The organism is Arenibacter lacus, assembly GCF_008711145.1.
GTDB lineage: Bacteria > Bacteroidota > Bacteroidia > Flavobacteriales > Flavobacteriaceae > Arenibacter > Arenibacter amylolyticus.
Genome location: NZ_VVIN01000027.1, coordinates 33,370 through 49,871, shown reverse-complemented (window position 1 = coordinate 49,871; position 16,502 = coordinate 33,370). Strand labels below are relative to the sequence as shown.

The window sequence follows — 16,502 nt, the reverse complement described above, 5'->3', positions numbered from 1 at the left end:
AAGCGAGCTTCTTTTTTGAAGCTCGCTTGCACAACCACTTTTTTGTGGTTTATTCGTGACCCCGGAGGGATTCAAACCCCCAACCCTCAGAGCCGAAATCTGATGCGCTATTCAGTTGCGCCACGGGGCCGTATGATCCGACACAAAAGGTCGGTACAAAATTAGTTACTTAAATTCTTCTTTACAATATTAGAAATGGTTTTTCCATCTGCCTGGCCACCCAATTCCTTGGAAGCTCTCCCCATTACTTTCCCCATATCCTTCATTCCTGAAGCTCCTTCTTCCTCAATAATCCTGGCAACTACCTTTTCAATTTCCTCTTCCGACAATTGCTCTGGCAGAAACTTTTCTATGACAGCGGCTTGTTCCAATTCTGGCGCTGCCAAATCTTCCCGTCCTTGCTCTACATAAATTGCAGCGCTATCCTTACGCTGTTTAACCAATTTTTGCACCAACTTAATCTCATCCTCTTCGGTGAGTTCTGTTCCAGAACCAGTTTCGGTCTGTGCAAGTAATAAAGCTGATTTAATGGCACGTAACGATTCCAAAGCCACTGTATCCTTGGCTCTCATCGCTACTTTCATATCCTCCATTATACGCTGCTGTAATCCCATAGCCTATTTTTTTTGCCCTGCGAAGATAAAAAAATAAACCCGAAAACAAATAGTATTTTCAGGTTTAAACTTCATAAAATAATTGGGTTCGCTTAATCTACATTATCATGTAAATAAGAGTTATTGGAACGTAATTGAATCTCCTCATTACTATCCTCCCCTAAGCTCATCCTAGAGACCTTATTCTGTCTTGGATTTTCATTCAAGTCAACTCCCTGGCGCTTATAGGCCGGCTGTTTGGAAATTTCTTCCAGATTGCTAAGGCTATTTTGAAACTTATAATTAAAATCCTTCAATTTCCTACGGCGCTCATCTGCACGTTCCTTTAACAAAGTATCCAAAGGCGTATTTATCGGATCTATTTCCTCCGGTATTTCCCTTGCTGGAGCGGGTGTTTCCCTTTCCACGGTTTTTGTGCGAAACAATAGTGCCTCGTCTTCGCGTAGCTCGGATTTTTGATTTTGAGCTTTTGATTTGGCCGAGTTAAGCTGGTCTTCCAGCTCCATATAATCGTCCAAGCTATAACGCTTCTCCCCCTCTTTATTGTATTGGGCTTCTGGTGCAACCTCTACATGGTCGCGTACCTTCATGTCCCTTATTTCATCCTCTAAATCAAAAGTAATGGTATGCTGAGGCTCCTCCTTCTCCTCTGGCTTTTTTGCTAAGGGCATGTCAAAACTAATCATAAATTGATCTTCCGACACTTGCTTGCTAGGAACTTCCTTTGGTTCTACTACCTCAATATCCTTGATGTCTTCATTGGCATTGATAATTACAAAATCATCGTGATTCTCCTCTGAGAGCACCTCCTCATAATACACATTAAAATTCTTAATATAGCTAGAGGTTGGAATTAGATCCATGTTAGATTGCGGCCTGTCTGTCTCCTTTTTGATAGGAGCGGGAGCCGGTGCTGGGGCCGGAGCAGGTTTAACCTCCTCTTTTTCCTCTATCAGATGGTGAACAACCTGCTTTGATGTTAACACCTGTTCTGCCTTTTGCTCATCTTCCAAGGTATGTATAATTTTCTTGGATTCGGTATTCACAATGTCGTCCTGCTGGTCTACATTAAATCCCGTGGCTATCACCGTTACTGCGATTGCCTCACCCAATCCTTCATCTTCACCAACACCCATGATGATATTGGCACCAAATCCGGCTTCATTCTGAATATGGTCGTTGATCTCACCAATCTCATCAATGGTAATCTCTTGTGATCCGGAAACGATTAACAACAATACGTTCTTCGCCCCCTTGATTTTGTTATCATTTAGCAGGGGAGAATCCAATGCTTTCATGATTGCTTCATTGGCCCTTGAAGACCCAGAAGAGGTAGCCGATCCCATAATGGCGGTACCACTATTAGACAACACAGTTTTAGCATCGCGTAAATCGATGTTTTGGGTATAGTGATGGGTAATTACCTCTGCTATACCACGGGCAGCGGTGGCCAAGACCTCATCTGCCTTGGAGAAGCCCGCCTTAAACCCAAGATTACCGTATACCTCCCTAAGTTTATTATTATTAATAACAATAAGAGAGTCTACATTGGCGCGCAATTTTTCTATTCCCAACTGAGCTTGTTGGCAACGCATTTTACCTTCAAAAAGGAAAGGCATGGTTACAATCCCCACTGTAAGGATATCCAATTCTTTCGCCATTTTGGCAATAACAGGGGCAGCACCAGTACCTGTTCCCCCGCCCATACCGGCTGTTATGAATACCATTTTTGTTGTTGTTTCCAACATGGCTTTTATCTCTTCCAAGCTTTCTATAGCTGCTTGTTCTCCAACCTCTGGATTGGCACCAGCCCCCAAACCTTCCGTTAAGGAAACCCCCAACTGTATTTTATGGGGAACGGGGCTATTATCCAATGCCTGGGAGTCTGTGTTACAAATAATAAAATCTACCCCATTGATCCCGGCCTGGAACATGTGATTGATTGCATTACTCCCCCCTCCACCGACACCGATGACCTTTATTACATTACTTTGATTCTTGGGCAAATCAAAGGATATATTTTCAAATTCAGTGTTTTTGCTCATTTTAATTAATTTACTGGTTTACTTTTCTGTATTGTTAATCTATGCGTTACTCTGCATTATCTAAAAAATCCTTGAACCTCTCAAACCATTTGTCAAAAATGGTAGTTCGTTCCTTTTTCACATTTGGCTTGGTTTGCACATCCGCCTCCTGTTCCGTGGACTTGTTTTCTACTTCTTTTTCTTTTACTTCCTTCTCCTGCTCCTGTAATACTTTTGGTTTATTCTGTACAGAATTCATCAAAAGTCCCACTGCAGTAGCATACAAGGGGCTGGCAATCTCGGCATCGGAATCGCCCGCCAAATGCTCATTGGGATATCCAATCCTAGTATCCATCCCAGTGATATATTCTACCAATTGCTTTAAGTGCTTCAATTGGCTACCGCCACCTGTCAATACAATACCACCGATCAATTTCTTCTTTTGCTCCTCATGGCCGTAGTTTTTAATCTCTACATACGCCTGCTCCACAATTTCTACCACACGGGCATGAATGATCTTCGATAGATTTTTCAAGGTAATCTCCTTGGGCTCCCTTCCTCTTAAACCAGGTATGGAAACTATTTCGTTATCCTTATTCTCTCCCGGCCATGCAGATCCAAATTTAATTTTCAACAGTTCTGCCTGTTTCTCTATAATGGAGCATCCCTCTTTGATATCTTCAGTAATAACACCACCCCCAAAAGGAATAACGGCTGTATGGCGAATAATTCCGTCCTTAAAAATGGCCAAGTCCGTGGTACCACCACCTATATCTATCAAAGCCACTCCGGCTTCCTTTTCTTCCTGGCTCAGTACTGCATTGGCCGAGGCTAACGGTTCCAAAGTAATATTGGCCAAATTTAATCCGGCGCTCTTTATACATCTACCCACATTTCGGATAGAAGAAACCTGCCCTACTACTACGTGGAAATTGGCTTCTAACCTACCCCCGTACATTCCCATGGGCTGTTTAATTTCTGCCTGCCCATCTACCTTAAACTCTTGAGGCAGCACATGGATAATCTCCTCACCTGGCAGCATAACCAGTTTATATACCTGATTACACAGCTTATCCACATCGTGTTCATTTATTACATCTTCGGAGTTAGGCCTAGTGATATAGTCACTGTGCTGCAAACTTCTTATATGTTGCCCCGCAATACCAACTACCACCGAACTAATCTTTAAGCCAGAATTGGCTTCTGCCTGCTCTACAGCCTGCTGTATGGACTTTATGGTTTGAGTAATATTATTGACCACCCCACGGTGCACACCCAAACTCTTAGACCTACCAATACCCAAAATCTCTATCTTGCCGTATTCATTCTCCTTTCCTATAATAGCCACAATCTTTGTGGTCCCTATATCCAACCCAACTGAATAATTACCTTCTTCCATAACTTAATTTTTGGTACACACTACCTGGTTGTTAAACGCTAAACTCACTGTATGATAATCGTCCAACGATTTATCCTTATAGGCCTTCACATAAAAAGCCCTAAAATTGCTGAACTTTTTATTTAAATCTTCCACATCTCCTAAATCCACCACAAAATCCTCCACCCTAAATTTTAGTAGGTATTTGTTATCCTCGCTTATATGAATTCCTATAATGTTCTTTGTTAGAAATTCATCTGTCTCGCTAAACTTTAAAATCTTATAGACATCCTTAAGGGAGTTTTCATCTATTTTCCCTGTTATTAAAGGAACCCTGGCAGAGTGATATCTAGAAAAAGGCATGGGTTTCCCCTCTTCGTCCAAATAGAATCTTGTGCTTCCTGCTACCCTTGCAATGGGCTTCCGTTGCTCTACCTTTACCACAAGTTCACCAGTTAGGGTAAGAAAAACTTGGGCATCCTTGACCATTTCATTGGCCTCAATCTCTTTTTCTATTCTATTCAAAACTATATTTTCTTTAGCCAAATTAGCTAGATCACCATAGTTTTGTATCAACATTTTATTAACCGTCTCATGGGTCATATATAAATTTTGATCTCCCACAAATTTCACTTCTACCTTTCCAATCTGCCTGTTACTGTTCCTTACATTGGAAAAGGCAAATAGTCCCATTACAATCAGCAACAAGACTCCCATTTTTATGAAACTCCAATTTAACCTCATTGTAACTCCTTTTTAATTTTTTGAACTTCCAATCCAATATCACCTGCCCCAATAGTTAATAAGACATCGGGAGCCTGACTTTTTATTTCCGCTATAAGGCCTTCCTTATCTATTAATTTTTTATTTGTCCCCTCCATCTTATCCAACAGCCATTGAGAATTTACTCCGGCTATGGGCTCCTCTCTTGCCGGATAAATATCCAGCAGTAATACACTGTCAAACTTAGAAAGACTACGAGCAAAATCATCTATAAAATCTCGCGTCCTGCTAAAGAGGTGGGGCTGAAACACCGCCAACACTTTTTTCCCAGCATGCATTTCTGAAACTGCCTGGTGTACGGCATCTATTTCCGTGGGATGATGGGCATAATCATCTATAAAAACAAATTTTTCCGTTCTTATTTGATATGAAAATCTTCTTTGCACCCCTTTAAAGGTTCCCAAAGCATCAGCAAGGGATCTTAAGGAGGCACCAGATTGGGAGGCCATGGCAAAAGCTACCAATCCATTCAGCAAATTATGATGTCCTGGCTTATGGAATCGGACGCGCTCCACAGTTGTTTCCGGCGTACGGATATCAAATACATAGGCTCCATCTTCTATAGCGAGGTTCACAATACTATAATCCGAATCGTCTTCCAAACCATAGGTAATGCCTTCTATGGGCAGTCCGTTGCGCACAAACAGTTTACCATTAGGCTTCAATCTTGCTGTAAAATCCTTAAAAGATTTTACCAACTCATCCTTATTACCATATATATCCAAATGATCTGCATCCATAGAAGTGATACAGGCTATATTGGGCGACAACTGAAGAAAGGAACGATCAAACTCATCCGCTTCCACTACGGAATACTCCGTTCCCTCCAATAAAAAATTACTATTAAAATCCTCGGAGATCCCCCCTAAGAAAGCGGTCAATGGCATTCCGGTCTCTTTTAAGATATGGGCCAAAATGCAGGACACGGTGGTTTTCCCATGTGTACCAGCCACCGCAAAGCAGAAGCTATCCTTGGTAATCATCCCCAAAACCTCCGAACGTTTCTTTACTTGAAACCCATTGGCTTTAAAGTAGGTGTACTCTTTATGGGTTCCTGGAACCGCTGGGGTATACACCACCAAGGTTTTCTCCGGGTCCCTATAACCACTTGGAATAAGACTTAGGTTATCCTCATAATGTACTTGGATACCATGAGACATAAGGTCTTGGGTTAAGGGAGTACTTGTTTTATCGTACCCAGAAACCGACTTCCCAATAAAATTGAAATATCTGGCAAGGGCAGACATACCAATACCTCCAATCCCTATAAAATAGACGTTATGTATATCTTTTATATTCATGTTATCTCCAAGTGAATTCCACCTATGAATTCCGTTTATTCTAATAATTTTTCAATTTCGTTTACAATTTCCTTTGTAGCATGGGGCTTGGCCAGCTTTTCAATATTCCGGCCAAGGGTCTCCCTATACTCCTTAGAGTCTACCAACTGGGTAAACGCAGCATCAAAGTCTGACTCCAAATCCTTTTCCTTAATTAAAATCGCCGCATCTTTATCTGCTATAGCCTTTGCATTTTTCGTCTGATGGTCCTCCGCTACATTGGGCGAAGGGATAAACAATACCGGTTTCCCCACAATACTCAACTCGGATACGGCACCTGCTCCCGCTCTGGATATAATTATATCCGCTGCGCTATAAGCAAAATCCATCCTATTTATAAAGGGCAACACCCTTACTGCGTCACTTTCGTGTTTTTTATACTCCTCATAATACAGTTTACCGCATTGCCAAATAAGTTGAATTCCCAAACTACTGAACAAGGGCAACTTTTCGGCTATCAATTCATTTATCCTCCGGGCACCTAAGCTTCCTCCCAATACTAATAGGGTCTTTTTACCAGCCTCTAGCTTAAAAAATGGCATTGCCTCCGCAATATCGGCCACCGAAACAAGGTCACTCCTTACAGGATTCCCTGTATTCACAATTTTTGAAGCTGGAAAAAATGCTTCCATCCCTTCATAGGCCACACATATTTTACGGACCTTTCCGGCCAATAGCTTATTGGTAATCCCCGCATAGGAATTCTGCTCCTGTAAAAGGCATGGTATTCCTTTACCAGCAGCCACCCTCAACAGAGGACCACTAGCGAATCCGCCAGTTCCCACTACTACATCGGGTTTAAACCTGTTTACTATTTTAGCCGCTTTTACCAAACTACTTACTACTTTAAACGGAAACATTAAATTTTTCAGGGTTAGTTTCCGCTGTAACCCACTTATCCACAAGCCTTCTATTTTATACCCAGCCTGTGGAACCTTTTCCATTTCCATCCTATCTTCTGCTCCTACGAACAAAAACTCTGCATCGGGATAACGAGCCTTTAACTCATTAGCAATAGCAATTGCCGGGTAAATATGCCCGCCCGTACCTCCTCCGGATAATATAAATCTATAACTGCCCACTTAATACATCCAAAGGGTTATTCTCATCTATTTCTTCGGGCTCCTTGGGGGTTCTTTTGTTGCTTACACTAAGAATTATCCCAATTGCCAAACAGGTCATCCAACTGGAGGTCCCACCACTACTAATCAATGGCAACGTTTGCCCCGTAACCGGAAAAAGCTCTACTGCCACCGCCATATTTATCAAGGCTTGAAAAACAATAGGGAGCCCCACCCCCAAAACCAATAACTTTCCAAAAACTGTGGAGGCACTATTGGAAACCACCACAATCCTAAATAATAACAACATATAAAAGAACATCACCACAAAGCCACCTACCAATCCATACTCCTCTACTATTATGGCATATATAAAATCTGAGGAACTCTGGGGTAAGAAATTCTTCATTACACTCTTACCTGCTCCATTCCCCATAATACCTCCAGTGGCTATGGCAATTTTTGCCCTTTCAATCTGATAATCGGCCTCGGTATCAGCGGGATCTGTAAAGTTCTCTATTCTACTGATCCAAGTGTCCACCCTGTTGGGAAACAGGTCTGGCACCGCCTTGGCAGTAAGGATAAATAGCGTTAACCCTAAAAGTCCAACAACCACCTTTCCCACCAAATACTTAAAGGGATATCCTCCCAGAAAACACAATAACAGCACCATGGAAAAAATAATCGCTGCCGTTGAAAAGTTGGCTGGCAAAATCAACATAACCACCAAAAAGACAGGTAGCCAGAGCGGTAAAATGCTTTCCTTAAACGTAATGGTCCTATCTTTAATCTTTGTGAGGTAGCGTGCCACATAAATCATTAAAACTACCGACGCCAGGCTAGAGGTCTGGAAGGTAATTCCCACTATGGGAATAAGGATCCATCTACTAGCATTGGCCCCATCTATCACCGTCCCCTGGGCCATAGTGTAAAGTAATAACACCACCACTATAGGCATCGCAATAATGGATAGTCCCTTAAAAAAATGGGGAGGTATGCGATGCACACCGTAGATGATACCAAACCCCATTAGAATCAGGATGGCATGTTTCACCAAATAACCCATTGCGGTCCCAGTACCAACCACATACACCAAATTACTACTGGCACTGTAGACGGGCAAAAATGAAAATATAGACAAGAGGGCTACCACAGCCCAAATAGCCTTATCTCCATTTATTTTATTTAAGAATCCTACCACAGGTTATAATTTCTTTATTGCTGCTTTAAATTGATTTCCTCTATCCTCATAATTCTCAAACAGGTCAAAACTGGCACAAGCTGGGGACAACAATACCGTATCTCCCCGCTCTGCAATCTTATAGGCCGCTTTTACTGCCTGCTCCATACTAAAGGTCTCTACCATTAGATCTACCACATTGCTAAAGGCATCCTTAATCTTGGCATTATCCTCACCAAGACAAATAATGGCCTTTACCTTTTCTCTCACTAAGGGCATTAATTGCTTATAATCATTGCCCTTATCCACTCCGCCAACGATCCACACCGTGGGGGTCCTCATACTGTCTAATGCATAATAGGTAGCATTTACATTGGTGGCTTTAGAGTCATTTATATATTGCACGTAATGTATTTTAAGCACTTTTTCCAATCGGTGCTCTACCCCCTGAAAAGTCTCGATACTGCGACGTATGGACTCTTTCCTAATACCAATTAAGGTAGCCGCCGAGGTAGCCGCCATGGTATTCTTAACATTGTGCTTTCCTTCCAAGGCTAACGATTTTGTACTCATTTCTACAGTGTTATTTTCTATTTTAATAATAATCTTTTCGTTCTCCATAAACGCCCCTTCCCTCAGTGTATTTTCCAAGGAAAAAGGAACCAATTTGGATCGAACTGGGTGTTGTTTCAACCACGATACTATAACTTCATCATCTGCATTGTATATTAAATAATCTTCTTTTGTCTGATACTGCGCTATTTTAAACTTAGACGCTACATAATTTTCAAATTGATAGTTATACCTATCCAAATGATCTGGGGTAATATTGGTGATAATTGCTATATGGGGCTTAAAGTGGACAATATCGTCCAACTGAAAACTGCTTATCTCCAACACATAGTGGTCAAAATTGTTTATTGCCACCATTTTAGCATAACTATCCCCCACATTACCGGCCATTCCCACTTCCAGTCCCGCTTCCTTTAAAATATGATAGGCGAGCATGGTAGTAGTTGTTTTGCCATTACTTCCTGTTATTCCTACAATTTTTGCGTTGGAATATCTAGAGGCAAATTCTATTTCGGATACCACGGATATCCCCGCCTTCCTTACTGCCATCACCATGGGAACGGAATCTGGGATACCGGGACTCTTCATAATCAGATCAGCATTGAAAATCTTAGATTCCGTATGCTTCCCCTCTTCCCAATCGATCTCAAAATGATTAAGAACGTTTTTATACTTTTCTTTGATGCTTCCCTTGTCGGACACAAAGACATCAAAGCCTTCTTTCTTAGCCAATATAGCGGTACCTACACCGCTCTCACCTCCGCCTAATATCACCAACCGCTCCATCTTATCTCAGTTTTAGGGTAACAATAGTCACTACTGCCAAAAGAATACCTACTACCCAAAACCGGGTAACGATCTTACTCTCGTGGTATCCTTTTTTCTGGTAATGGTGGTGTAGCGGGGCCATAAGGAAAATACGCTTCCCTTCTCCCAGTTTTTTCTTGGTATACTTAAAATATCCTACCTGCAACATAACCGAAATGGACTCTGCAAAGAAAATTCCGCACAGCACTGGGATAAGCAGCTCCTTTCTAATGATTATAGCGATTACCGCTATTACCCCCCCAATGGTAAGGCTACCCGTATCTCCCATAAATACTGTGGCCGGATATGCATTATACCATAAAAACCCTACCAAGGCACCAGCAAAGGCAGCAGTAAATACTACCAGCTCCCCCACCCTGGGAATAAACATTATATCCAAGTAATTGGAGAAAATTATATTGCCCGAAATCCAGGTGAACAACATAAGCGTCACCACTATTATAGCCGATGTTCCTGCTGCCAAACCATCTATCCCATCGGTAAGATTTGCCCCGTTAGAAACGGCGGTCACAATAATGATAATGATCGGGATGAATATTAACCACGCATAATCCTTAGCGCCCTCACCCATCCAGGAGATAAAGCTAGCATAGTCCAATTCGTTGTTCTTGAAAAAAGGAACTGTTGTTTTAATGGATTTAATCTCATCCCCCAACTTAGGCACTACCTGCATATTCTCTACGACGGCTACTTGCGCCCTTTCCTTCATGGTGACTTCGGGATGAAAATACAGGGTAACCCCCACGATAAGTCCCAAGACTACCTGGCCCAAGACCTTAAATCTTCCCTTTAATCCTTCCTTATCTCGCTTAAAAATTTTTATATAATCGTCCAAGAAACCTATAGCTCCCATCCATAGCATGGTAACTACCAGTAATTGCACGTAAACATTTCCTAGTTTAGCAAAAAGGAGGATAGGGATTAAGGTTGCCAAAATAATGATGAGCCCTCCCATAGTTGGAGTTCCCGCCTTTTTTTGCTGTCCTTCCAATCCTAGGTCACGAATTGTTTCCCCAATTTGTTTCTTTTGAAGAAATACAATAATCTTTTTTCCATACACCGTTGCGATCAGTAAGGACAACAATACCGCCAGTGAAGCACGAAAAGAGAGGTACTGAAAGAGTCCTGCCCCAATCAGGTCATATTCCTTATCTAAATAATCGAACAAATAATACAACATTCTTTAGTCTGTGTTTTACTGATTTACGGTTATGTTCGTATGGCTTCCCATATTACCTTCTATTATACTTCTTCCTCTTCCCATGCTCTTTCTCCCACCCATTTACAGGGTTATTTTCCCATTTCGATTAAAAACTCCTTTACTATTTTAAAATCATCAAATTCCACCCGAACTCCATTGGTTTCCTGATAGGTCTCGTGTCCCTTGCCCGCAATCAGAATAATATCATTGGCCTTGGCTAACTGACATGCAGTTTTAATAGCCTGCCTCCTATTCTCTATAGACAATACTTTTTTAAAGTTTTGCGCTTCTACCCCTGCTTCCATCTCACTAATAATTTTTGATGGCAATTCCGTTCTAGGGTTATCCGAGGTAAATATTACCGTATTACTAAGGGTACTAGCAATATTCCCCATCACGGGGCGCTTGGTTTTATCCCTATCCCCACCACAACCTACAACGGTAATCACATTCTCATTCCCGGTACGCAGTGCGTTGATGGTTTCCAAGACATTTTTTAATGCATCCGGAGTATGGGCATAATCTACAAATGCAGTAATTCCCTCCTTAGATCGCATATTTTGAAACCTTCCATCTACGCTCCCCAATTCGCTCATTAACCTCAGTATCTCCAACTGCTCCAACCCCAATAACTCTGCGGTGGCATAGATGGCGAGGAGGTTATAGGCGTTAAAGGATCCTATCAATTTAGACCAAAGCTCATGGTCACCTATTTTCAACAACTGTCCATCAAACTGATTTTCCAATATTTGCGCCCTGTAATCCGCATAGGATTTTAAGGCATAAGTCACCTTTCTAGCCTTGGTGTTCTGCAACATTACAAGACCGTTCTTATCGTCTATATTGGTAAGGGCAAAGGCCTTTTTGGGAAGGTTGTCAAACAACAACTTCTTTGTATCCCTATAGGCCGAAAAAGTAGCGTGGTAATCCAAGTGGTCATGGGAGAGGTTTGTAAAAATAGCTCCTTGGAACACTAGCCCTTCGGTTCGCTTTTGATGTAATCCGTGCGAACTCACTTCCATAAAACAAAACTCTACCCCTTCTTCGGTCATCAGCTGCAGGTGTTTGTTTATGGTGAGTGCATCCGGTGTGGTAAGGGAGGTTGGATATTCTTTTTCATCGACCATAATTTTTATGGTAGATATAAGCCCTACTTTATACCCAGCTTTTTTAAACAAACGATACAGCAGGCTGCTTACGGTTGTTTTTCCATTGGTACCCGTAACCCCTACTAACTTTAAACTCTTGGAGGGGTTTCCATAATAATTGGACGCCATAATGGACAAGGCCCTATTGGCATCATCCACTTCCACATAGGTTATACCACCAACCATATTGGCTGGGAGCGTCTCACAAACAATGGAATTTGCACCAGCTTCGATAGCCTTATCGATATACTGATGCCCATCTACCAACACACCCTTAATGGCTACAAAGACATTGCCTGCCTCCACTTTCCTGGAATCAAAGGAAATGGCATTGACTAGCTGCGAGGTAGATCCACTCACTGCAGAAAGTCCCACTCCATATAATATGTCTTTTAGGGATCTCATGATAGTTCCAATATAATTTTATCGACCTTTTTTAGATCGGTTCCTTTTAAAACGGATTGCTTTTTCACCTTTCCGTTGCCTTTAACCTCTACGGTGATTCCCAAATTTTCTAAAAGGGAAATGGCATCCATACCACTCATGCCCTCCACGTTGGGCAACTGACTGTATTTCTTATTTGCGGCGGCGAAAAAGTCCTGATAGGCCTCGTTTAAATTTTCCCCTCCCGCTTCATTTAAATCCACCTCATCTATGATTGGGGAACTGGCATATATCTTTTGCGCTACCGATTTAAAAACCGGTCCCGCTACATCGCCCCCGTAATAACCAACGCTTTTATCAGGCTCGTGAATCACCACAATACAGGAGTATTTTGGTTCATCTGCCGGGAAATATCCCGCAAAGGTGGATATGTACCCAAGCTTATCTGGATCTTTGGAGGAATAGTTCTTTTGAGTGGTTCCCGTCTTCCCCGCCATGGAGAAATTGGGAGAGTATAACCTATGCCCCGTACCATGCTTTTTCTCTACCACATTTTTAAGCAACTGCCTCACCTTGGCGGCGGTCTCTTTAGAACAGATAGATGGGTTAATCACTTCTTTATCAAATTTGATAATGGTCTTATCCCACTCCCTAACTTCTTTGATTAACCTTGGCTTTACCAATTCCCCGTCATTAGCAATAGCATTGTAAAAGGCAAGTGTCTGCAAGGGAGTAAGAGACACCTCATACCCATATGACATCCACGCTAGGGAAACCCCGGACCAACCCTTATCCCCAGGATAACGAATTACTGGCTTTCCTTCCCCTTTAATAGGCATTCCCAATTCCCTGTGAAGGTTCATGTTCATTAAACGGTTTACAAATTTTTCTGGATTGTCTTTATAGTAGGTATTAATAACCTTGGCAAAGGCGGTATTGGAAGACACCTCAAATGCTCTACCCATAGAAATCTTTCCATACCCTCCCCACTTGGAATCCCTTACGGTACGATTATAGACGCGGTACAATCCCTTTTCTGTATCTATTACGGTACTAGTATCAATCACCTTGTCTTCTAGGGCCACCACCATGGACATTAATTTAAAGGTAGATCCTGGTTCGTGCGATTCCCCTATAGCATAGTTTAACCGCTCATAATACTTCCCATCGGAAGTCCTCCCCAAATTAGAAATAGCCTTTACTTCTCCGGTCTCGGTTTCCATAACAATAACACTTCCGTGTGCTGCCTCGTATTTCTCTAACTGCCTTAAAAGAGCGTGATGTGCAATGTCCTGTATATTGATATCTATCGTAGAAACCACGTCATACCCGTCCTTGGGCTCCTTAATGTTGTCTAACCCAATGGGTTTCCATTGCCCCTTGGCTATCCTTTGTTTTAGACGCTTTCCCTCTTCCCCTCTTAGATACTCCCCAAAAGCACCTTCCAAGCCCACTCTGGTATAGTAACCGTTCTCGTCTACACGTTCATAACCTACGCTACGCTCGGCAATCTTCCCTAAGGGATGCTCCCGAACAATTTTTTGCTCTATAATTAACCCGCCCTTATAAGGCCCCTTATTAAACAAGGGAAATTTCTTAATGGCCACATAGTCGGAATAATCCAAGTTACGGGCCACCAGCGCATACCTATCATTATTTACCTTCGCCTTACGCAGCAACCGCTGGTAATGGGCAGTGGGTTTCCCCAACAACTTTGCCAAGGAATCTGACAAGGGTTTTATATGCTCCTCAAAATCCTTATCTCTAACCGTAACGGCATCAAATCGGATGGTATACCTAGAAACGGATGTAGCCAACAGACTCCCGTCATCGGAATAGAGATTACCTCTCTTCGGAGCAATGGTAAACACCTTCTCTGTACGGGCCATGGCAAGCTGCTTATACTTATCACCATCTACCATTTGTATACTGACCAGTTTCACCAACACAGCCGCAGCGAACAGGAAAAGGCATCCTGCCACTATATACAATCGGACCAATATGTTTTTCTCCGTTACCGCCACTAATTATCCTTTACGGTTTTAACTTTTATTTTTTTTGGAGGCGTCTCCGATGGAAACAACCCCTTCCCTTCTACAATTTTTAAGATAGTAGACTCTAGCTTCAACTCTTGCATATCCGAACGCACCTCCACAAACTCGCTTCGCAACTCCTTCACTTCCTCATTTAAGGCTGCAATTTTATGCACCTTACTATCGGCATTATGGGAACTCGTAATCATGATGGTGGCCAAAAAAGAAATAAATATGATAAACAGCCAATTCTTGGGCGCACCTCCGCTCACCAAAAACTTACCTTTTAACAAATCCAACAATCCTTTTTTCACTGTTCTTATACCTTATATATTATATACTTCAAAAACCAAATAGAATCCACAATCAGTTTTAGACTGGACAAACCCAACTAAATCCGCTCCGCTATCCTTAGCTTGGCACTTCGTGCCCTATTATTTTCCTTTATCTCTGCCTTAGAGGGAACAATCAATTTACCCACCTTCTTAAACGGCACGTCTATATTCCCATAGAAATCCTTTTCTGGCTCCCCTTCAAAACTACCCGCTCTCACAAATCGCTTCACCAGTCTATCTTCTAAGGAATGATAGCTAATTACACTAAGCCTTCCACCTGCATCCATCACTTCGGGAACCTGCTCTAAGAATTCCTTTATCACTTGGATCTCTTGATTCACCTCTATCCTAATGGCTTGATATATCTGCGCCAATATCTTATGCTCCCTATGCTTGGGTAAAAATGCAGCCAACACTTCTTTCAACTGCGCAGTGGTCTTTATGGGCTCTGTTTCCCTATGTGCCAATATGGCCTTCGCCATTGCATTAGCGTTTCGCAAGTCCCCATAATCGAACAACACTCTCCTTAACTCGTCGTAATCATAGTTATTCACCACCTCATTGGCCGACAGCTTATTGGTTTTGCTCATCCTCATATCCAGATCCGCATCAAAGCGCGTAGAAAACCCCCTCTCTGCCTTGTCGAACTGATGGGAAGAAACCCCAAAATCTGCCAACACCCCATCCACTTTGGTCACGCCGTAAAATTTTAGATATTGTCTTAGGTATCTAAAATTCTGATTTATCAAGAGAAAACGCTCATCTTCAATTGTATTCTGCAGAGCATCCTCATCCTGATCAAAAGCCAATAAACGACCTTTTTCCCCTAAGCGACTAAGGATTTCCCTGGAATGCCCACCTCCACCAAAGGTGACGTCTACATACACCCCATCCGGCTTAATAGCCAGTCCATCAACGGACTCCTTTAACAATACTGCATTATGATAGCTCATAGTCATCTCCTCCCATTACTTCTTCTGCCAAACTCGCAAAATCTTCCACTGTATCTCCCAGCGATTTTTCATAACTCTCTTTATCCCAAATCTCAATAATATCGATAGCAGAACTCAACACCACCTCTTTCTTAATCCCGGCCACCTTCACCAAATCTTTTGGGATCAGCAACCTTCCGGTTGTATCAATTTCCACTACCTTTACCCCAGCTGAAAACAGTCGAATGAAATCGTTGTTTTTTTTCGAAAACCGATTCATTTTTTTCATTTTCTGCATCAAAATATTCCACTCCGCCATAGGGTATAATTCCAGACATGGCTGAAAAACGGATCGCTTAAGGACAAATCCATCCTTAAGCACTGGGGACATTTGATTTTTTAGCGCCACCGGAAGCATCACCCTACCCTTGGTATCTGCCTTACAATCAAATGTTCCGATGAAATTTATCACGAAGTAGCTGGGTTATATATTGACAACTCAAATATATAGAATTTATTACCACATTTTACCACAAAATACCACTTTGTTGATAAAATCCGATATAGCACCTCATTTCGGAGGTGAAACAGGGTGTTTCCCCCTATTGGATTTTTGTTGAAATCACTAAAAAAGTAGGAAAAAAAATAATAATTTGGCTTTTATAAAAATTTGGTCACCTTTGCGTAA

The 16,502-nt window shown here is 42.0% G+C and carries 14 protein-coding genes and 1 tRNA gene; all 15 read right to left on the bottom strand.

Features of this window, described 5'->3' with window-relative positions:
- Positions 1-56 precede the first annotated feature (56 nt).
- The 15 genes from F1E73_RS09735 to mraZ all read right to left on the bottom strand — a co-directional run bounded on the left by F1E73_RS09735 (position 57) and on the right by mraZ (position 16,286).
- Positions 57-130 (bottom strand) — tRNA-Arg (locus tag F1E73_RS09735).
- A gap of 31 nt (positions 131-161) precedes the next feature.
- A complete protein-coding gene (locus F1E73_RS09730; protein WP_086475542.1) occupies positions 162-614 on the bottom strand; it encodes a GatB/YqeY domain-containing protein in 453 nt (150 codons plus the stop codon).
- 92 nt (positions 615-706) lie between these two features.
- Entirely contained in the window at positions 707-2,659 is a 1,953-nt protein-coding gene (ftsZ, locus tag F1E73_RS09725; RefSeq protein ID WP_086475541.1) for a cell division protein FtsZ, read from the bottom strand.
- A gap of 46 nt (positions 2,660-2,705) precedes the next feature.
- Positions 2,706-4,037 (bottom strand): cell division protein FtsA, encoded by a 1,332-nt coding sequence (gene ftsA / locus F1E73_RS09720; protein WP_086475540.1) that lies wholly within the window; start codon positions 4,035-4,037, stop codon positions 2,706-2,708.
- 3 nt (positions 4,038-4,040) lie between these two features.
- On the bottom strand, positions 4,041-4,760 hold the full coding sequence (locus tag F1E73_RS09715; protein ID WP_086475539.1) for a cell division protein FtsQ/DivIB: 720 nt from the start codon (positions 4,758-4,760) through the stop codon (positions 4,041-4,043).
- Complete coding sequence (gene murC / locus F1E73_RS09710; protein ID WP_150451795.1) at positions 4,757-6,100, bottom strand: UDP-N-acetylmuramate--L-alanine ligase; 1,344 nt, start codon at positions 6,098-6,100, stop codon at positions 4,757-4,759. Before murC ends, F1E73_RS09715 begins: the two co-directional genes overlap by 4 nt.
- Before the next feature lie 35 nt (positions 6,101-6,135).
- Positions 6,136-7,221 carry an undecaprenyldiphospho-muramoylpentapeptide beta-N-acetylglucosaminyltransferase gene (gene murG / locus F1E73_RS09705; protein WP_150451794.1) on the bottom strand — a complete coding sequence of 362 codons (1,086 nt, stop codon included), beginning with the start codon at positions 7,219-7,221 and terminating at the stop codon, positions 6,136-6,138.
- Complete coding sequence (locus F1E73_RS09700; RefSeq protein ID WP_150451793.1) at positions 7,208-8,401, bottom strand: FtsW/RodA/SpoVE family cell cycle protein; 1,194 nt, start codon at positions 8,399-8,401, stop codon at positions 7,208-7,210. Before F1E73_RS09700 ends, murG begins: the two co-directional genes overlap by 14 nt.
- A 3-nt stretch (positions 8,402-8,404) precedes the next feature.
- Positions 8,405-9,739, bottom strand: coding sequence for a UDP-N-acetylmuramoyl-L-alanine--D-glutamate ligase (murD, locus tag F1E73_RS09695; protein ID WP_150451792.1), 1,335 nt, complete (start codon positions 9,737-9,739; stop codon positions 8,405-8,407).
- A gap of 1 nt (position 9,740) precedes the next feature.
- The gene (mraY, locus tag F1E73_RS09690) at positions 9,741-10,961 is read right to left on the bottom strand and encodes a phospho-N-acetylmuramoyl-pentapeptide-transferase (RefSeq protein ID WP_086475534.1); all 1,221 of its coding nucleotides are present in this window, start codon (positions 10,959-10,961) and stop codon (positions 9,741-9,743) included.
- Positions 10,962-11,071: 110 nt separating this feature from the next.
- Positions 11,072-12,535, bottom strand: a complete 1,464-nt coding sequence (locus F1E73_RS09685) for a UDP-N-acetylmuramoyl-L-alanyl-D-glutamate--2,6-diaminopimelate ligase (protein ID WP_150451791.1) — start codon at positions 12,533-12,535, stop codon at positions 11,072-11,074.
- The gene (locus F1E73_RS09680; RefSeq protein ID WP_150451790.1) at positions 12,532-14,538 is read right to left on the bottom strand and encodes a penicillin-binding protein; all 2,007 of its coding nucleotides are present in this window, start codon (positions 14,536-14,538) and stop codon (positions 12,532-12,534) included. The genes F1E73_RS09685 and F1E73_RS09680 overlap by 4 nt, the downstream gene beginning before the upstream one ends.
- Entirely contained in the window at positions 14,538-14,861 is a 324-nt protein-coding gene (locus F1E73_RS09675) for an FtsL-like putative cell division protein (protein ID WP_086475531.1), read from the bottom strand. The genes F1E73_RS09680 and F1E73_RS09675 overlap by 1 nt, the downstream gene beginning before the upstream one ends.
- 77 nt (positions 14,862-14,938) lie before the next feature.
- On the bottom strand, positions 14,939-15,835 hold the full coding sequence (gene rsmH / locus F1E73_RS09670) for a 16S rRNA (cytosine(1402)-N(4))-methyltransferase RsmH (RefSeq protein ID WP_086475551.1): 897 nt from the start codon (positions 15,833-15,835) through the stop codon (positions 14,939-14,941).
- Entirely contained in the window at positions 15,822-16,286 is a 465-nt protein-coding gene (gene mraZ / locus F1E73_RS09665) for a division/cell wall cluster transcriptional repressor MraZ (RefSeq protein WP_086475530.1), read from the bottom strand. The genes rsmH and mraZ overlap by 14 nt, the downstream gene beginning before the upstream one ends.
- Between the last annotated feature and the right edge of the window lie 216 nt (positions 16,287-16,502).

What these genes read in the sequence shown, in the direction of transcription:
- F1E73_RS09715 (WP_086475539.1), bottom strand. Translation starts at nt 4,760, where the DNA reads ATGAGGTTAAATTGGAGTTTCATAAAAATGGGAGTCTTGTTGCTGATT.
- F1E73_RS09685 (WP_150451791.1), bottom strand. Translation starts at nt 12,535, where the DNA reads ATGAGATCCCTAAAAGACATATTATATGGAGTGGGACTTTCTGCAGTG.
- murC (WP_150451795.1), bottom strand. Translation starts at nt 6,100, where the DNA reads ATGAATATAAAAGATATACATAACGTCTATTTTATAGGGATTGGAGGT.
- mraY (WP_086475534.1), bottom strand. Translation starts at nt 10,961, where the DNA reads ATGTTGTATTATTTGTTCGATTATTTAGATAAGGAATATGACCTGATT.
- murD (WP_150451792.1), bottom strand. Translation starts at nt 9,739, where the DNA reads ATGGAGCGGTTGGTGATATTAGGCGGAGGTGAGAGCGGTGTAGGTACC.
- F1E73_RS09730 (WP_086475542.1), bottom strand. Translation starts at nt 614, where the DNA reads ATGGGATTACAGCAGCGTATAATGGAGGATATGAAAGTAGCGATGAGA.
- ftsZ (WP_086475541.1), bottom strand. Translation starts at nt 2,659, where the DNA reads ATGAGCAAAAACACTGAATTTGAAAATATATCCTTTGATTTGCCCAAG.
- rsmH (WP_086475551.1), bottom strand. Translation starts at nt 15,835, where the DNA reads ATGAGCTATCATAATGCAGTATTGTTAAAGGAGTCCGTTGATGGACTG.
- ftsA (WP_086475540.1), bottom strand. Translation starts at nt 4,037, where the DNA reads ATGGAAGAAGGTAATTATTCAGTTGGGTTGGATATAGGGACCACAAAG.